The 14,440-nt window shown below is 57.7% G+C and carries 13 protein-coding genes and 1 pseudogene; 10 read left to right on the top strand and 4 right to left on the bottom strand.

Features of this window, described 5'->3' with window-relative positions; translation table 11 throughout:
• The first annotated feature begins 155 nt into the window (after window positions 1-155).
• Both NL154_RS27310 and NL154_RS27305 read left to right on the top strand, forming a co-directional pair.
• Window positions 156-1,292 (top strand): helix-turn-helix transcriptional regulator, encoded by a 1,137-nt coding sequence (locus NL154_RS27310; protein WP_210632383.1) that lies wholly within the window; start codon window positions 156-158, stop codon window positions 1,290-1,292.
• 168 nt (window positions 1,293-1,460) lie between these two features.
• A pseudogene (locus NL154_RS27305) lies at window positions 1,461-1,609 on the top strand (helix-turn-helix domain-containing protein); the annotation flags it as partial.
• A 402-nt stretch (window positions 1,610-2,011) separates the two neighbouring features.
• Here the strand turns inward: NL154_RS27305 and NL154_RS27300 are convergent.
• Window positions 2,012-2,344 carry a GYD domain-containing protein gene (locus NL154_RS27300; protein ID WP_210632382.1) on the bottom strand — a complete coding sequence of 111 codons (333 nt, stop codon included), beginning with the start codon at window positions 2,342-2,344 and terminating at the stop codon, window positions 2,012-2,014.
• A gap of 176 nt (window positions 2,345-2,520) precedes the next feature.
• Complete coding sequence (locus NL154_RS27295) at window positions 2,521-3,546, bottom strand: LacI family DNA-binding transcriptional regulator (RefSeq protein WP_221145143.1); 1,026 nt, start codon at window positions 3,544-3,546, stop codon at window positions 2,521-2,523.
• A gap of 171 nt (window positions 3,547-3,717) precedes the next feature.
• On the opposite strand from NL154_RS27295, the gene NL154_RS27290 reads away from it, so the two are divergent.
• From NL154_RS27290 to NL154_RS27265, 6 genes are all read left to right on the top strand, one after another.
• Window positions 3,718-4,977 (top strand): ABC transporter substrate-binding protein, encoded by a 1,260-nt coding sequence (locus NL154_RS27290; protein WP_434734420.1) that lies wholly within the window; start codon window positions 3,718-3,720, stop codon window positions 4,975-4,977.
• Between the two features lie 60 nt (window positions 4,978-5,037).
• Window positions 5,038-5,919 carry a carbohydrate ABC transporter permease gene (locus tag NL154_RS27285; protein ID WP_210632379.1) on the top strand — a complete coding sequence of 294 codons (882 nt, stop codon included), beginning with the start codon at window positions 5,038-5,040 and terminating at the stop codon, window positions 5,917-5,919.
• The gene (locus tag NL154_RS27280; protein WP_210632378.1) at window positions 5,912-6,748 is read left to right on the top strand and encodes a carbohydrate ABC transporter permease; all 837 of its coding nucleotides are present in this window, start codon (window positions 5,912-5,914) and stop codon (window positions 6,746-6,748) included. The genes NL154_RS27285 and NL154_RS27280 overlap by 8 nt, the downstream gene beginning before the upstream one ends.
• Window positions 6,749-6,761: 13 nt before the next feature.
• Window positions 6,762-7,904, top strand: a complete 1,143-nt coding sequence (locus NL154_RS27275; RefSeq protein WP_434734419.1) for an ABC transporter ATP-binding protein — start codon at window positions 6,762-6,764, stop codon at window positions 7,902-7,904.
• Between the two features lie 54 nt (window positions 7,905-7,958).
• On the top strand, window positions 7,959-9,320 hold the full coding sequence (locus NL154_RS27270; protein ID WP_210632376.1) for a NosD domain-containing protein: 1,362 nt from the start codon (window positions 7,959-7,961) through the stop codon (window positions 9,318-9,320).
• Window positions 9,321-9,430: 110 nt separating this feature from the next.
• On the top strand, window positions 9,431-11,092 hold the full coding sequence (locus NL154_RS27265) for a GH32 C-terminal domain-containing protein (protein WP_434734418.1): 1,662 nt from the start codon (window positions 9,431-9,433) through the stop codon (window positions 11,090-11,092).
• 78 nt (window positions 11,093-11,170) lie between these two features.
• Here NL154_RS27265 and NL154_RS27260 read toward each other — a convergent pair whose 3' ends face one another.
• Window positions 11,171-11,578, bottom strand: coding sequence for a carboxymuconolactone decarboxylase family protein (locus NL154_RS27260; RefSeq protein ID WP_210632374.1), 408 nt, complete (start codon window positions 11,576-11,578; stop codon window positions 11,171-11,173).
• Here NL154_RS27260 and NL154_RS27255 point away from each other — a divergent pair.
• Both NL154_RS27255 and NL154_RS27250 read left to right on the top strand, forming a co-directional pair.
• Window positions 11,572-11,820, top strand: coding sequence for a hypothetical protein (locus tag NL154_RS27255; RefSeq protein WP_221145137.1), 249 nt, complete (start codon window positions 11,572-11,574; stop codon window positions 11,818-11,820). The genes NL154_RS27260 and NL154_RS27255 overlap by 7 nt on opposite strands.
• 57 nt (window positions 11,821-11,877) lie before the next feature.
• Complete coding sequence (locus NL154_RS27250; RefSeq protein WP_434734417.1) at window positions 11,878-12,807, top strand: TauD/TfdA dioxygenase family protein; 930 nt, start codon at window positions 11,878-11,880, stop codon at window positions 12,805-12,807.
• Between the two features lie 125 nt (window positions 12,808-12,932).
• Here NL154_RS27250 and aspA read toward each other — a convergent pair whose 3' ends face one another.
• Complete coding sequence (aspA, locus tag NL154_RS27245) at window positions 12,933-14,360, bottom strand: aspartate ammonia-lyase (protein WP_434734416.1); 1,428 nt, start codon at window positions 14,358-14,360, stop codon at window positions 12,933-12,935.
• Between the last annotated feature and the right edge of the window lie 80 nt (window positions 14,361-14,440).

Genomic DNA, 14,440 nt, shown 5'->3' with positions numbered 1-14,440 from the left:
TCCATTTCTGCTCGCGGATGAATATGATAAGTAGCTTATGCACGTAGAGCTTTAGTCAATTCGGTTCTGTCGGATGGCTGCGCGGTTCAGCCGCGAAAACGATTGTTTGCTTCAGTTTGAACAGCCCGGATTGGCTCTTGCGCTGGAGGAATTGGATGGTTACGGAATCTGGAGATGACCCGGCTGCGGGACAGGAATGGCCGGCGCACCTGGAGCGGCGGCGCTGGCCGCGCGAACCGTCTTCCCAGAAAGAACATCGGGTGGACGTTCCACCGGCGCTGGCGCCCCTGCGATTTTCAACGCACGAACTGCCACCGAAAGAACAGTTCCAGGCTTGGCGATCACATGTGGCGCCCCTTATGAATGTTCATCTGCCGGACGAAAAATCGGAGGGCGACGGTTTCCTTGCGGAACAGACCGGCTGGCATCTCGGCGACATCCTCATCGTTCAGCAGCGCGCGCAGGCGTGCAGCTATATTCGCGATCAGGCGATGCTGCGATCGAGCCCAATCGATCACTGGAACCTCGGCGTGCTGCGCAGCGGCCGGGCCTGGACCGAGGCCGATCGGCATGTAACCGAGACCGGCCCGGGTGAGATATTTTTCAGGTCTCTTGGTTATCCGTACCGCGGGCGGATGACCGATTCAGTCGCTGTGCTCGTCTTCCTGCCCTATGAACTGTTGACCCGTGATGCCAGCCTTCTGCAGAACGCCAACAACACCGCCTTCTCCGGTAGCCTGGCTGAATTGCTGGTCAGCTATATCAACGGCCTGGAAGCCAATCTGAGCAGCTTGACGGTGGAGGAGGTGCCGCGGATCGTACGGACGATCGGCGATATGGTCGTTGCATGCGCCGCATCCTCCACCAGTTCGGACCGCGGTCACGAACAGACCAACATGGGGCTGATGGAGCGGGCGCATCGCTATATTCACCTCAATCTTCATTCAGATAGCTTGACGCCTGAGGTCATGTGCCGTGCGCTGGGGATCTCGCGGACGCGGCTCTACCAATTGTTCGAAACGAGCGGGGGCGTCTTCAACTACATTCGCAAACGTCGGTTGCTGCAGGCCTATGCGGAGCTTACCAACCCGACCGACACCAGGCCAATCTCGGAGATTGCCGAGACCGCCGGCTTCGACGTTGCAGCCAATTTCACCCGCGCGTTCAGCCATGAATTCGGGCTCAGCCCGCGTGAAGTCCGAAAGACCATAGCAACCGAGCACCCGGCCGTTCCAACAACACGCTCCATGCGACGTGTCGGGACAACGATCGGCGACTGGCTGACGCTCTGATGTGGGAAGGCACAAGAAGTAATTTTCTGGGTATTTCAACGAATTATGTGGCAGCGGTTGCCACACGTCTTCAAGTTCCATAACACAGATTACGCCGGATTCACCTGTAGCCGGGGTGGACTCAAGGATGAAGTGCGACTTGCGAGACGCACCTACTCCCAAATCGACATGGATGAACGTCGCAGGATCGTTCGCTGGCGAGCGGCCGGCGTGAGCGCCACCGTCATTGCCGAGAAGCTCGGCCGGCATCGCTCGACGATCTTCCGCGAGCTCAAGCGGAATACTTTTGAAGACCGCAGATGCCAGATCTGAGCGGCAACTAAAAGCTCGATGCGGCAGCGTGAGGCGTCGATCGCATAGTCTCAAAGCTAAAGCCAATGGTGCCACAACCCCGCCCCGATTCTGACCTTGCAACCCGGACCAGCCGCTCAGATCGGGGCTGGTCGTCGTGCCGCGTGGCAGCCGCGAGTGACATTTCTGCTTTGCGGCTCAGCGGACATTTCAACCTGAGCGCCACAGATTCTCCACCACCACCCCCACCATTCAGTGAGTGTCGCCAGATACTTTTGGACTTCGGTCACGCACTCTTGGACACCCACAATTTTGGATTTACCCACTCTCCTGCCCGAATGGCTGACCTCTCCGCCTGTGGCGATGCCGGAACGAACCGGCAGCGGATCGAACATCCGCTGCCGAAGATCGTTCGACGAGTGGTTTCCTTATTTTGCCGGGGCCTTGTAGGCAGATGCGATTTTGCCCGCCTTTTCTTGGGCGGCCTTGAATTCCGCACCCGTGTATGCTCGCACGGTTTTGATATTCGATACTGCTCCCGATGCGCCGACGACAAGAAGCGCGGGGATCAGGTCAACACCGTCGGGGAATTCTGCGATTACCATCCAGTCGGTTTCGCCGGTCGTGACGTAGAAAGAATGCTGTTTCCCGCCTGCTGCTTCCATGATGGTACGGGCCGCCGCTTCCCGGTCCGATGGATCGGCGATCATTCCCTTCGCTGCCGCGGCTGAATAGCACCCTGTGATTATGAACAGTGGCATAGGACATCCTCCTCAACAATCGGGCAGATCGGGCGATCTGCCGCATATTCAGTATCTCACATCCAGGCGTTCACCGCGATTAGGTAAACCGGAGTAAGCCCCGGCGTAGGGCGCCCGGTCGTGCAAGAAGCTCAATGCCGCCTCTCATTCAAGGTAGGCAGCAGAGATTCTCCCGCCTAATGAGGGTTAAAGGCGACAGAGCTACGCTCAACCAGCTTGCAAGAGACAACCCGACTGCCCGGATAAATCTTCTCGCCCGCTATCAAATCGTTCAGCCACTTCGCACCCTCTCTGCCGAGATCGTAGTATGGTAACGCTGCTGTGGTCAGCTCTGGCTTCAGCGCCGTCGTGACTGTTCGAAAATCGTCAAAGCCGACGATGCTGACGTCTTGTGGAATCCGCAATCCCAGCGCCATGGCGGCAATGTAGATCTGAATTGCCATTTCGTCGTTGCCGCTCATGATCGCGGTCGGACGGTCGTCTTGTTTGAGCATTTCGGTCGCTGCCGCAAAGACGTAGTTGTTTTCTGCCCCGACAGGCCCATCCATGCCGAGGCTGATAGAAAGGTCGTTCTCTGTGAGACCGAATTCGCTTGTCGTTCGGCGAAATGCCTCCAGGCGCAGTTCGGCTCCCAATAGGATCGGATTGAGCCGGATGTAACCGATTCTGCGATGACCCCGTTCAAGGAGATACCGGGTAAGATCTCGCGCCCCCTGATAATCATCGGGCTCGATAGACGGCAGGAGCTCCCTTGTTTGCGGCCGACAATTGATCATCACCGTCGGAATGCTGACATCGCCGGTCTCCGGATCCACAATGCGGCGGTACATGGTTACATACAGGACTCCATCAATGCGATGGGACTGGAACATTTTCCAGATTTCCACCTCTCTCTCGGAAGAACCACCGGTGTTGGCTATCAGGATGGTTTTCCCGTTCGCATTGGCCCAATCTTGAATTCCGCGGACAATATCGACCGAATAAGGCGTCGTGGAAACATAATCGGTGATAATCCCAAAGGTGTTGGAACGGCTGGATCGTATGAGGCGCGCCGCCATATTCGGGATGTAGCCGAGGTCGCGAATAGCCTTTTCCACCCTCTCCCGGGTTTCCTCAGTCACGTAGGGCTCGCCATTGATGACGCGAGAGACTGTTTTATTCGAAACCCCGGCCGCTTTCGCGACGCTGACGATGCTAACCATGTCCGCCAATTCTCCTGATGCGGGTCTGTTGTAAACTACACGCATGACAACGTCGACATATTTTTCTGACAACGTCGACAATTCCAATTGACAACGTCGTCATAGCGCGCCTATGGTCCAACAATGGAACAGCCTGAGGCAAGTGCTTCCGGCGGAACAAGGGAGGAATTCATGAAAAAACTGCTTGGCGCCAGCGCGCTCGCGCTCGTTTGCATAGCGGCCTCCGCCAAGGCCGAAACCATCAATATCCTCGTGGAAGGCGGCGGCGAAATGCTGCAGAAGGCAGCCGCAGAGAAGTTTACCGCCGAGACCGGTATCAAGGTGGACTTCACCGTCGTTCCCTATCAGGGCGTCTTCGACAAGTTTTCGGCCGAAATCGCCTCCGGCTCATCGGCGTTCGATGTGGTAACGATCGACGTCGTGTGGAACGCGAAATTTGCAAGCCATGTCGAAGACCTCGCGCCGCTCTTCACCGACGCGGTTCGCAAGGACCTGCCGCCTGCCTTGCTTGCCGACGCGAAGATCGGCGACAAACTGATCGGCATGCCTGCTTGGGCCAATGCCGAAATTGTTTTTTTTCGCAAGGACCTTTTCGACAAGCCGGAAGAACAGAAAGCGTTCCAGGCAAAATATGGTTATCCCCTCGCCCCGCCGAAGACTTGGCAGCAATGGCGCGACATCGCAACATTCTTCACCCGAGACACCGATGGTGACGGCAAGACTGACTTTTGGGGCACCGACACCATCGGCAGCTTCTCCGAAGAGTGGATGGCGCATGTGCTTCAGGCGGGCTCGCCAGGTGTGATCCTCGACAAGGATGGGAAGGTGATCATCGACAACGAAGCGCATAGGAAGGCGCTCGAATTCTACATCGCGCCTCACTGCATCGATCATTCCGTGCCCGAAAACGTCAACGAGACTGGCTGGGGCGAAGCTCAGAACCTGTTCTATCAAGGCAAGACGGCGATGATGAAATTCTGGGCGCACGCCTACAAGATGACGCCCGCCGATTCCAAGGTCAGCGGAAAGGTCGGCGTCGCCCCAATGCTGGCCGGCGATGCAGGAATCGCGGCAATTCCGGGTCCTTGGTACAATGTCGTTCCGTCGACCTCCCAGCACAAGGACGCGGCCAAGAAGTTCATAGCCTTCGCCATCGCCAACAATGCGCTCGGTATCGAAGCGCCGCTTGGATTGGCTGCGACGAATTCGGCCTATAACGGCTATGCCAGCAAGCCCGGTTATGAGCATTTCACGCCGCTGCTTGAGACGTTGGGCGCTCCTGCGACGCAAGGCCGTCCGATGAATGAAAAATATCAGGAATTTGTCGACGAAGCGGTTCTGCCAGCCGTGCAGCAGGCCCTGACATGCAAAGCGGACGTCGGCAAGGTCCTGACGGACGCCAAGGAAACGATCGAAGACATCCTCGACTAGTCCCTCGGCGGCGAGGAGGACGGGTGGTCCTCCTCGCATCATCAGCTTTCGGAGAGCGCCATGTCGGGTGAAGACCGATTCGTGCTGTGCATGCTTGCGCCAGCCCTCGCCATCCTTGGCTTGCTGGTCGCATACCCGGTAGGGCTTTTGGTGTTCGATTCCTTTTTTAAGGTCGACACCATTACTCCCCACATACGAGAATGGATCGGGCTCAAGAACTATATCGACGCGCTAACCTCGAAGCGTGTCGCGGAAAGCGCATTCAGAACAATCCAGTATTCGATCTTTGCGCTGTTCTTCGAATTTACCTTCGGTTTCTGCGCCGCGCTGCTGTTCACGGCGCTCCCCGGTAAATCGCGCTGGCACCGCACGATCTTCACGCTGCCATTGATGGTGCCGCCAATCGTCGCCGGCCTCTTGTGGCGCTTTCTCCTGGTCGGGAACATCGGCATCTTGAACTACGGGCTCGTCCATCTGGGCGTCATCAGCGATCCCGATGCGATTGCCTGGTTGTCCGACGAAGATATCGTCATCTATTCCGTCTCTTTCGCCGATATCTGGCTGACGACATCCTTTGTCGCCCTCGTCTCCTATGCCGGATTGACAAACATTCCCAAAGACCTGCTCGAGGCGGCGCGGATCGACGGCGCGAACGCGTTCCAGCGCTTCTGGCATGTCACGCTGCCACTGATGCGCCCGGTGATCGCCGTCGTCGTCATCGTGCGTGGGGTGGATGCGGCCAAGACCTTCGACCTCATCTGGATTCAGACGCAGGGTGGCCCCAACCACGCTTCTGAAGTGTTTTCGATGAACATCTATCAGCGCATGATGCGCTTCGGCGATCTCGGCGAGGCCTCGGCCTCCGGCACGCTGTTTCTAATCGTCATGATGGTTCTGGCTGCTGCTGCCTATTGGAAGATATGGAGGCCGGTCCATGCGTAGTGCGCGCCGCTTCAATCTCAACGGCATGGTGATCAATGCCGCCGCGCTCGTCCTCGTCCTGTCCTATGCGCTGCCTTACGTATATCTGCTCATGACGTCGATCAAGCCGGCAGCGGATGTCCAGCAGATTCCGCCGAGCTTCTTTCCCGTGGTGATCTCTTTCGAGAATTTTCGCGATGTCCTGCAATCGTCGATCCTGCCGCGGGCCTTCGCAAGCTCGCTGATGGTGGCGGTGCTGACGACCATCCTTTCCCTCGCTGTGGCGGTTCCGGCCGCTTATGTCGCGACCCACTACCGGCGCCGGATCACCACCCTGTTCCTGCTTTTCGCGCTGGTCACGCGCATGGTGCCATCGGTGTCGCTCGGCGTGCCACTGTTCCAGCTTCTTAAGTCGCTCGGTCTGCTGGATACCGTTCCCGGTCTGGTGCTCGCCCACACATCAGCCGCGGTACCTCTTGCGCTTCTTCTCATGGCAGCCTTCTTCGAAGGCGTTCCGAAGGATCTGGAAGAAGCGGCGCGCATGGACGGCTGCACCCGTTTCCAGGCCTTTCTGAAGGTCATTCTTCCGATCATGACGGGCGGAATCGCCGTCACCGCGCTGTTTACCTTCATCACGAGTTGGAATGAGTTCCTCTACGCACTGCTGCTGACGTCAGAGGCGACCAAAACGGCACCGATCGTCATTGCTGAATACAACTCCGTCTATGGCCTTGCCTGGGGAGCGATGACGGCGGCGGCCGTGCTCTATTCACTGCCCGTCATCATCGTAACGCTCGCACTTCAAAAGCAGATCGTCGGCGGCCTGACTTTCGGCGCTGTAAAAGGATGAGGGAGGCTAAGACATGGCCGATATAGAACTGCGCAACGTCAACAAGATCTACGGCAACAGCTTTCATGCGCTACACGACTTGAGTTTCAACATCAGGGATGGTGAGTTCATGGTGTTTGTCGGTCCCTCGGGTTGTGGGAAATCGACGGCGCTTCGGATGATCGCCGGCCTTGAGAGCATTTCGAGCGGCGAACTCAGGATCGGGGACAGGGTCATCAACGATGTCGATCCCAAAGATCGCGACATCGCCATGGTCTTTCAATCTTACGCGCTGTACCCGCACAAGACCGTGCGCGAAAACATCGCCTTTCCCTTGCTAATGGCGGGGTTGCCGAAATCCGACATTGCCAGCCGCGTGGATGAGGCCGCGCGCATCCTCGAGCTGACGGCTCTGCTCGACCGCAAACCGGCGCTGCTCTCGGGCGGCCAGCGGCAGCGCGTCGCCATGGGTCGGGCGATCGTCCGCCAGCCGTCCGCCTTCCTGATGGATGAACCGTTGTCCAATCTCGATGCAAAACTGCGTGTGCAGATGCGCGCCGAGATTGCCAGCCTCCAGAGAAAACTCAACGTCACCACGATCTACGTCACTCACGATCAGGTCGAGGCAATGACGATGGGGGACCGTGTCGCTGTCATGAAGGGCGGCGTGCTGCAGCAAGTCGACACTCCGCAGAACCTGTACAGTCGCCCCGACAACGTCTTTGTTGCGGCCTTTATCGGATCGCCCTCGATGAACTTGTACGAGGCCGTTCTGAATGGAAGGACGGTGATCCTGGGCAGCAACAGTTTCGAAATTCCTGACCGGGTTTTCGAATGCCGTCCCTCGCTCAACGGTGCGTCTCACCGTCAAATCCTCCTCGGCATCCGGCCGGAGCACATGAATGACGCTTCAATCCGGCCTTCTTCGGCCGAGATCTCGGCCCCGGTCACTCTTGTTGAGGCGCTGGGTTCTGAATCCATGGTGCATCTGAATATCGATGCACCATGGGTGGACGCTGGCGACCCGGACGCCATCGTCGACATCGGCGACGAAAAAGCTGCGGTAGCCCGCTTTTCTCCAAAGAGCACAGTGCGAGCAGGTGACATCGCGCGCATCGCTGTCGATGCCGAAGAACTTCACTTCTTTGACCCGGGCACCCGCACCAGCATCTGGTGAAGGCACAGCCAAAAGAAAACAAGATTAACCCTCGCTGTCCGAGGAGACATGACAATGGTTAGCGAAAACTGTTACGACGTCACGAAGTATCCAACAGGCAATCCTCGGGAGGATATTGGCGCCGTCATCAATAACATCATTGCAGATATCAAGAACAGGCAAGCGGTTGTCGATGTAAATGACGGCGGAAAACCTGGATCGGTTATCTACATACCACCAGGCGATTATCGTCTCGTCACTCAAGTCGTTATAGACGTGAGCTATCTGAAAATCGTTGGCTCTGGTCATGGTTTTACGTCGTCAAGCATCCGCTTCAACACACCCGCAGGCGAGTTGGCCCACTGGCACGAGGTGTGGCCGGGCGGAAGTCGAATCCTTGTGGACATTTCTCCAGAGGCCGCAGACGGTGAGGCTGCTGGTGCCGCGTTTTATGTCAAGCGCAACGGAAATCCTCGTATAAGCTCTGTGGAGTTTGCCGACTTTTGCATCGATGGCTTGCACTTCATCGATGATGGTTTGGGGCAAGACGACGCAGAAAACACATACAGAAATGGCAAAACGGGAATCTATGTGGGCAGCGCCAATGACTCATTCCGAATAACCGGGATGGGCCTTATCTACCTGGAACATGGAGTTACTGTTCATGATGCAGATGCGCTCGCGATAGACAACAATTTCATCGCAGAGTGCGGCAACTGTATCGAACTGAAAGGTATGGGGCAGGCCTCGAGAATAGCAAATAATTTCGTCGGCGCGGGATATAGGGGACACTCGATTTACGCCGAGAATTACGCCGGCATTCTGGTGTCCTCAAACAACGTATTTCCTCGAGGAGCAAGCAGTGTCCATTTCTCCGGAGTGGTGCGTTCCTCGGTCACGGGAAACAGGTTCCATTCCTTTTATCCCGGAATGTTGGTTCTTGCTGCTAACTGCTGCGAGAATTTGGTCTCGTCAAATCATTTTCTGCGAGATCGCGAGCCATGGGCGCCGATGCAGAAGTACGACAATGGCTTGGATGATCTGTTTGGACTTCTGCAGATTGACGGCAGCAACAATTCGCTGATCGCGAACCATATTTCGCACACCGTTGACACTCAATATATCAAGCCTCCCGCAGCAAAACCTGTCATAATCAATGTAGTTTCCGGCAGTGGAAACTACATAGCCAACAACCACATTGTGGCCACCACCGAAATAGCTCAAAAAGACGGGAGCGACACGCCAAACAGCGCCTGTTTTTCAACACAAGTGAGCGCATTGCTTTCAATCGGGAATTCGACTTTGCTCGACGTAACGACTGTGCTGGTGCAAAAGGCCTCCGTGGGGAATACGGTCCTGGACTCCGGAAATGTCGAACAAGTGGTGATGGACCGAGCGGTCAATGCATTCAGGGGCACTCCGGTTCCTGGGCAATAGACCGCAGCCGCCAGGCCTCTCCCGCCGGTCGTGGGACCACAAGTCCTCTTCCCGAGAAAACTTGGGCCAGTCTTCGGACCGGCCGTTCTTCACTCAGATTGCGTCTCCAAATGGCTAAAGCGACTGTCTCTTTTGCTTCGGGCGAGCGTTTGGAATTCTGGGCAGTTGGTCCCGGGGCCGTCACCATTTCACAATATGGTGAGACCCTCTGGCGTGTGCCCGCTTTCGAAGCTCATCCATCATACTATTCCTATCACCACCGCGAGGCCGGCAGCGTTGTCGTTGAATGGGATCGGCCGGAAGCATTCCTTTGGGCCTACTCCTACGATCCGGCAACCGTTGCGGAGGCCGGCATAAAGCTATGGGAATTCAGCACGGATGAGATTCTAATTCGCGCAGGAAAGGAAATTGGCACATGGCTGCGAAGCGATCCTCAGCGGCCTCGAATTCATTTTTCTCCTTGTCGCAACTGGATGAACGATCCCGTGGGTCTCTGCAGGATGGGCGACTGCTGGCACCTGTTTTATCAATTTCATCCATGCGGCGGCGACTGGGGGCCAATGCACTGGGGACATGCTACCAGCCCTGACCTGTTCAACTGGACACACATGCCGGTTTTCCTCCATCCGGAGCAGAACCTCTGGCGTCTCGGTGCAACCGGAGGCGCATTCTCCGGCAATGCATTTGAGGATAGGGATGGCAGGCTGATGTTCTTCTATACGGAGCGCCTGCCCGCCTATGACCTTTTCAAAGGTTATCGAGAAATACAGAAGATCGCCCGGCCGGACCGGCGGATGATCAAGGCGGCGAGCATCTCGACCGTGCTCGAGCAGCGCCCCGAAGGAGTCGAGCACGACTTCCGCGATCCAAAGGTGTGGTGGGATGAAGCCGCCGGCGCTTATCGCATGGTGCTCGGCGCTTCTATTCATGGCGACCCGGCAGTCTTGCTTTACGGTTCGGAGGATCTGCGTGAGTGGAAATACCTGGGACCGCTGTTCCGTGCACCGCCCTTCTTCCGTGAGCAGGGCGCCAGAGCAGTTGAATGCCCCGACTTTTTCCCCATCGACGGCAAATGGGTGCTGATCATGGGACTTGTCGGACACTGTGATCCAGGCAGCGGCCGACACAACCTGCTTTATGGGCTCGTCGGAGATTTCGTCGATGACCGCTTCATTCCGGACTCCGATGCGCTGCAACTCCTCGACTTCGGTAGCGACTATTATGCGATGCAGAGCTTCGCGACGGATGGCAGGCAGATTGCCTTTGCGTGGTTGTTCAATTGGGAGTTCCGCAAGCCTGCCGGGTCGCCGTATTCCGGCGAGTTGTCCTTACCTCGCCAGCTGTCGCTGGATGCGCGCAACAGGATATGCATGAGACCCGCTGACGAAGTGGAGGAGGCCCTCACTCATGCGCCTCTGTCTTCCGCAGAGCCCGGCAGATACGTTCTGGACGACGCGTCGATCGATATCCGATTGAACGGGACGCTCGACGGAACAAGGATCACCGCAACCGAAGCCGGACAATTGTCATTTTCCATCGTCGTGGAAGATCAAAGTATCTCCGTGCAGTTGCCACAAGACGACGGATCGATCCGTTACGCCGCGGCGATTGCCGGTGCGACGGATCTGAGAGTCATCCACGACAAGGGCATCGTAGAGATTTTTGCTGACGGAGGAGCCGTCTGCGGCACGCGGCGCAACTATCTCAACGTCAGACCGGACGATCTTGTTATCCTGTCAAAGGCACATGTGAGCGTTTTCAGCGGGGGGTAATCGCATCGTGCTGAAGGCGCTCCAAGCGGCCGATTCTGTACGTCGATGCCGCAGCCGCGAAGTTATTCGGGTCGTTTCCTACCGCACCTCGAATTCCGGATCTGTGGGAACCTGCATGGCGAGAGCGAGATGATTTGTCTGCGCGGCAAGCCCGATGATCGTCAGGAGTTCGCCATGTTGGGCATCGGTCATGCCGCGCGCCCGGGCGGCCGCGGTGTGGGATTGAATGCAGTATTGGCAGGCATTGGCCGTCGACACGGCGATATAGATCATCTCCCGCGTCAACGGATCGATCGCGCCTTCGACCGTCATGACCGACTTAAGCGTCTCCCACACCCGGTTGAGATTTGCGGGATCATTTGCGAGAGCACGCCAGAAATTGTTGATGAAATCGGTCTTGCGTGTCGCCCTGATGTCATCGAACACGGCTTGCACGGTCGGAATGGCTGCGGCCTCTTCATCCGACAGGAGTTTGACTGTTGCCATCGCAAGTTCCTTTCCGGGCGCGGATCCAGGGCCTCAAGCATGATTTGCTCGGCGATCCCACGCTGACCGGCGGAACATACGAAGAAATGGCAACGGCCGCCAGCCTCCCCGCCGGTGAGGAAATCGAACATCGCATTTCAGGAAAACAGGCAAAATTAGAAATTATTGTCTATATATTTTATAGATTATGCCGTTCCATAGCCCTGTCGACATCCAGCGATGAGATTTCGAACGCCCGATGAATCCTTCATCGGGCGCAGTGACCTGCCGACTTCTTCCAATTTCAACAGGAGATTTCCATGAGCAATCCGGTTCTCGTCAATCAGATCATCCCCGAGTCCGATGTCGTCCCGCTGACCGGCCACGTCGGTGCCGAAATCAAGGGTATCCGCCTCGGCGGTGATCTTTCGGATGCAAAGGTGGCGGCCATCAACCAGCTTCTCTTGAAACACAAGGTCATCTTCTTCCGCGATCAAGGACATCTTGACGATTCCGAACAGGAAGCCTTCGCACGCCGCCTCGGCGACCTTGTGCCGCATCCAACCCAGGGACCGGTCGCCGGCACGGCTTCCATCCTCAATCTCGATTCCAGCCGCGGCGGCGGCAGGGCGGACCAGTGGCACACCGACGTCACCTTCGTCGATGCCTATCCCAAATTCTCCGTTCTTCGCGGCGTCGTCATTCCGGCGGCCGGCGGCGACACGATCTGGGCCAATACCCATGCCGCATATGAAAGCCTGCCGGCGCCGCTCAAATTGCTGGCGGATCACCTGTGGGCCATTCACAGCAATGCCTATGACTATGCTGCCGTTCGCCCTCGCGCCACCGCTGAAGAGAAGAAGCATTTCGAGGAGGTCTTCACCTCGACCATCTATGAGACCGAGCATCCGGTCGTGCGTGTCCATCCGGAAACCGGCGAAAGATCGCTACTGCTCGGCAACTTCGTTCAGCGCCTTGTCGGCCTGTCGAAGAGCGACTCCGTAAAACTCTACGAGGTGTTCCAGTCCTACGTCACCGCCCCGGAAAATACCGTGCGCTGGCGCTGGAGAGCGGGGGATGTGGCGATCTGGGACAATCGCGCCACCCAGCACTATGCCGTCAACGATTATGGCGACCAGCACCGCGTCGTGCGCCGCGCCACGGTTGACGGCGATATTCCCGTCGGCATCGACGGCCGCCGCAGCATAACCCATGTCAAGGCCGCCAAGCCGCAAGCAAAGGCGGCGTGATCACGCACAGATGAGTGTTGCCGGGCACATGAAGCGACCAGAGCTTCATGTGCCGCTGACATCCTTTTGGAGAGATTGCGGAAGCGGCCGGGCGCCCTTCGCAACAGCAAAAAGAGCCACATGCCTTACGAGAAGGATAGCTTCTCGCTCGGCCGGGTTAGGGTTTCCGGGCGCAGCACCGCATCGAGATGCTCCTTCTGCATCAGGCCGCGTTCGAGAAGGATTTCGTAAACCCCCCGTCCCGAATGATGTGCTTCCAGCGCAACCTCCGTGGCGTTGCGATAGCCGATATAGGGGTTCAGCGCCGTCACGATGCCGATCGACTGCTCGACCGTCTGCCGCAGCCGGTCACGATTGGCGGTAATGCCTCGAATGCAGTTCGCTTCGAGCGTCAGGCAGGCATTGGTCAAGTGGCTCAGGCTGCGGTAGAGGCTGTAGAAGATCACCGGCTCAAAAGCATTCAACTGAAGCTGGCCCGCCTCGGCGGCCATGGTGATCGTCACGTCATTGCCGATCACTTCGAAAGCGACCTGGTTGACGACCTCGGGGATGACCGGGTTGACCTTGCCCGGCATGATCGAGGAGCCGGCCTGCCGCGCCGGCAGGTTGATCTCGTTCAGTCCCGCGCGCGGTCCCGAGGACAGCAGTCGCAAGTCGTTGCAGGTTTTGGACAGCTTGACCGCCACGCGCTTGAGGACGCCCGAAAGCTGCACGAAGGATCCGCAATCCTGCGTCGCCTCGACCAGATCCGGCGACGTCACCAGATCGACGCCGACGATCTCGCACAGGCGCTCGCGCACCAGCGCTGCATAGTGGGGATGGGCGGTGATGCCGGTACCGATGGCGGTGGCGCCGAGATTGATCTCGCGGATCAGCGAGACGGCTTCGGCAAGGCGCGCCTCATCCTCCGCGAGCATCAGTGCATAGGTTCCGAATTCCTGTCCCAGCGTCATCGGGACGGCGTCCTGCAACTGGGTGCGACCCATCTTGAGGACGTCGGCAAATTCGACCGCCTTGGCCTCGAACGACCGGCGCAGGATTGCCATGGCGTCGACGAGACGGTGAACGCCGATCCAGGCGGCGAGCTTCAGCGCCGTCGGATAGACATCGTTGGTGGATTGCGAGAGATTGACGTGCTCGTTCGGATGCAGGTGCTGGTACTCGCCCCGCGAATATCCCAAGATTTCAAGCGCCCGGTTCGCAATCACCTCATTGGCATTCATGTTGGTCGAGGTGCCGGCGCCGCCCTGAATGAGATCGACGACGAAGTGGTCGTGCAGCGCGCCGTCGCGGATCTCGACACAGGCTGCGATGATGGCGTCGGCGCGCGCCCGATCGAGAAGGCCGAGGCTTGCATTGGCCTGAGCCGCCGCCTGCTTGATCGCGGCGAGCGAGGCAATCAGATCCGCCGATTCACGCAGGGTCTGACCGGTGATCGGAAAATTCTCGACCGCGCGCAGCGTATGCACGCCGTAATAGGCCGAGGCCGGAACGTCGCGGTCGCCGATCAGGTCATGCTCGACGCGGATTTTCGCAATATCGGAGATAGTCATGGCTGAACTTTCGAGAGGCGGCGCTGCGGCTGCGGCGGCAGGCCGGAAGAATGATGAATGGGAACGCGGCAGAAATTGCC

This window comes from Rhizobium sp. YTUHZ044 (assembly GCF_051123975.1).
GTDB lineage: Bacteria > Pseudomonadota > Alphaproteobacteria > Rhizobiales > Rhizobiaceae > Rhizobium.
Note: the sequence above shows the minus strand (reverse complement) of the source record. Positions and strands in the feature narration are given on the sequence as shown.

Coding starts and splice junctions, on each gene's coding strand:
- NL154_RS27270 (WP_210632376.1), top strand. CDS start 7,959: ATGGTTAGCGAAAACTGTTACGACGTCACGAAGTATCCAACAGGCAAT.
- NL154_RS27265 (WP_434734418.1), top strand. CDS start 9,431: ATGGCTAAAGCGACTGTCTCTTTTGCTTCGGGCGAGCGTTTGGAATTC.
- NL154_RS27300 (WP_210632382.1), bottom strand. CDS start 2,344: ATGCCACTGTTCATAATCACAGGGTGCTATTCAGCCGCGGCAGCGAAG.
- NL154_RS27295 (WP_221145143.1), bottom strand. CDS start 3,546: ATGGTTAGCATCGTCAGCGTCGCGAAAGCGGCCGGGGTTTCGAATAAA.
- NL154_RS27275 (WP_434734419.1), top strand. CDS start 6,762: ATGGCCGATATAGAACTGCGCAACGTCAACAAGATCTACGGCAACAGC.
- aspA (WP_434734416.1), bottom strand. CDS start 14,360: ATGACTATCTCCGATATTGCGAAAATCCGCGTCGAGCATGACCTGATC.
- NL154_RS27310 (WP_210632383.1), top strand. CDS start 156: ATGGTTACGGAATCTGGAGATGACCCGGCTGCGGGACAGGAATGGCCG.
- NL154_RS27285 (WP_210632379.1), top strand. CDS start 5,038: ATGTCGGGTGAAGACCGATTCGTGCTGTGCATGCTTGCGCCAGCCCTC.
- NL154_RS27250 (WP_434734417.1), top strand. CDS start 11,878: ATGAGCAATCCGGTTCTCGTCAATCAGATCATCCCCGAGTCCGATGTC.
- NL154_RS27290 (WP_434734420.1), top strand. CDS start 3,718: ATGAAAAAACTGCTTGGCGCCAGCGCGCTCGCGCTCGTTTGCATAGCG.
- NL154_RS27260 (WP_210632374.1), bottom strand. CDS start 11,578: ATGGCAACAGTCAAACTCCTGTCGGATGAAGAGGCCGCAGCCATTCCG.
- NL154_RS27280 (WP_210632378.1), top strand. CDS start 5,912: ATGCGTAGTGCGCGCCGCTTCAATCTCAACGGCATGGTGATCAATGCC.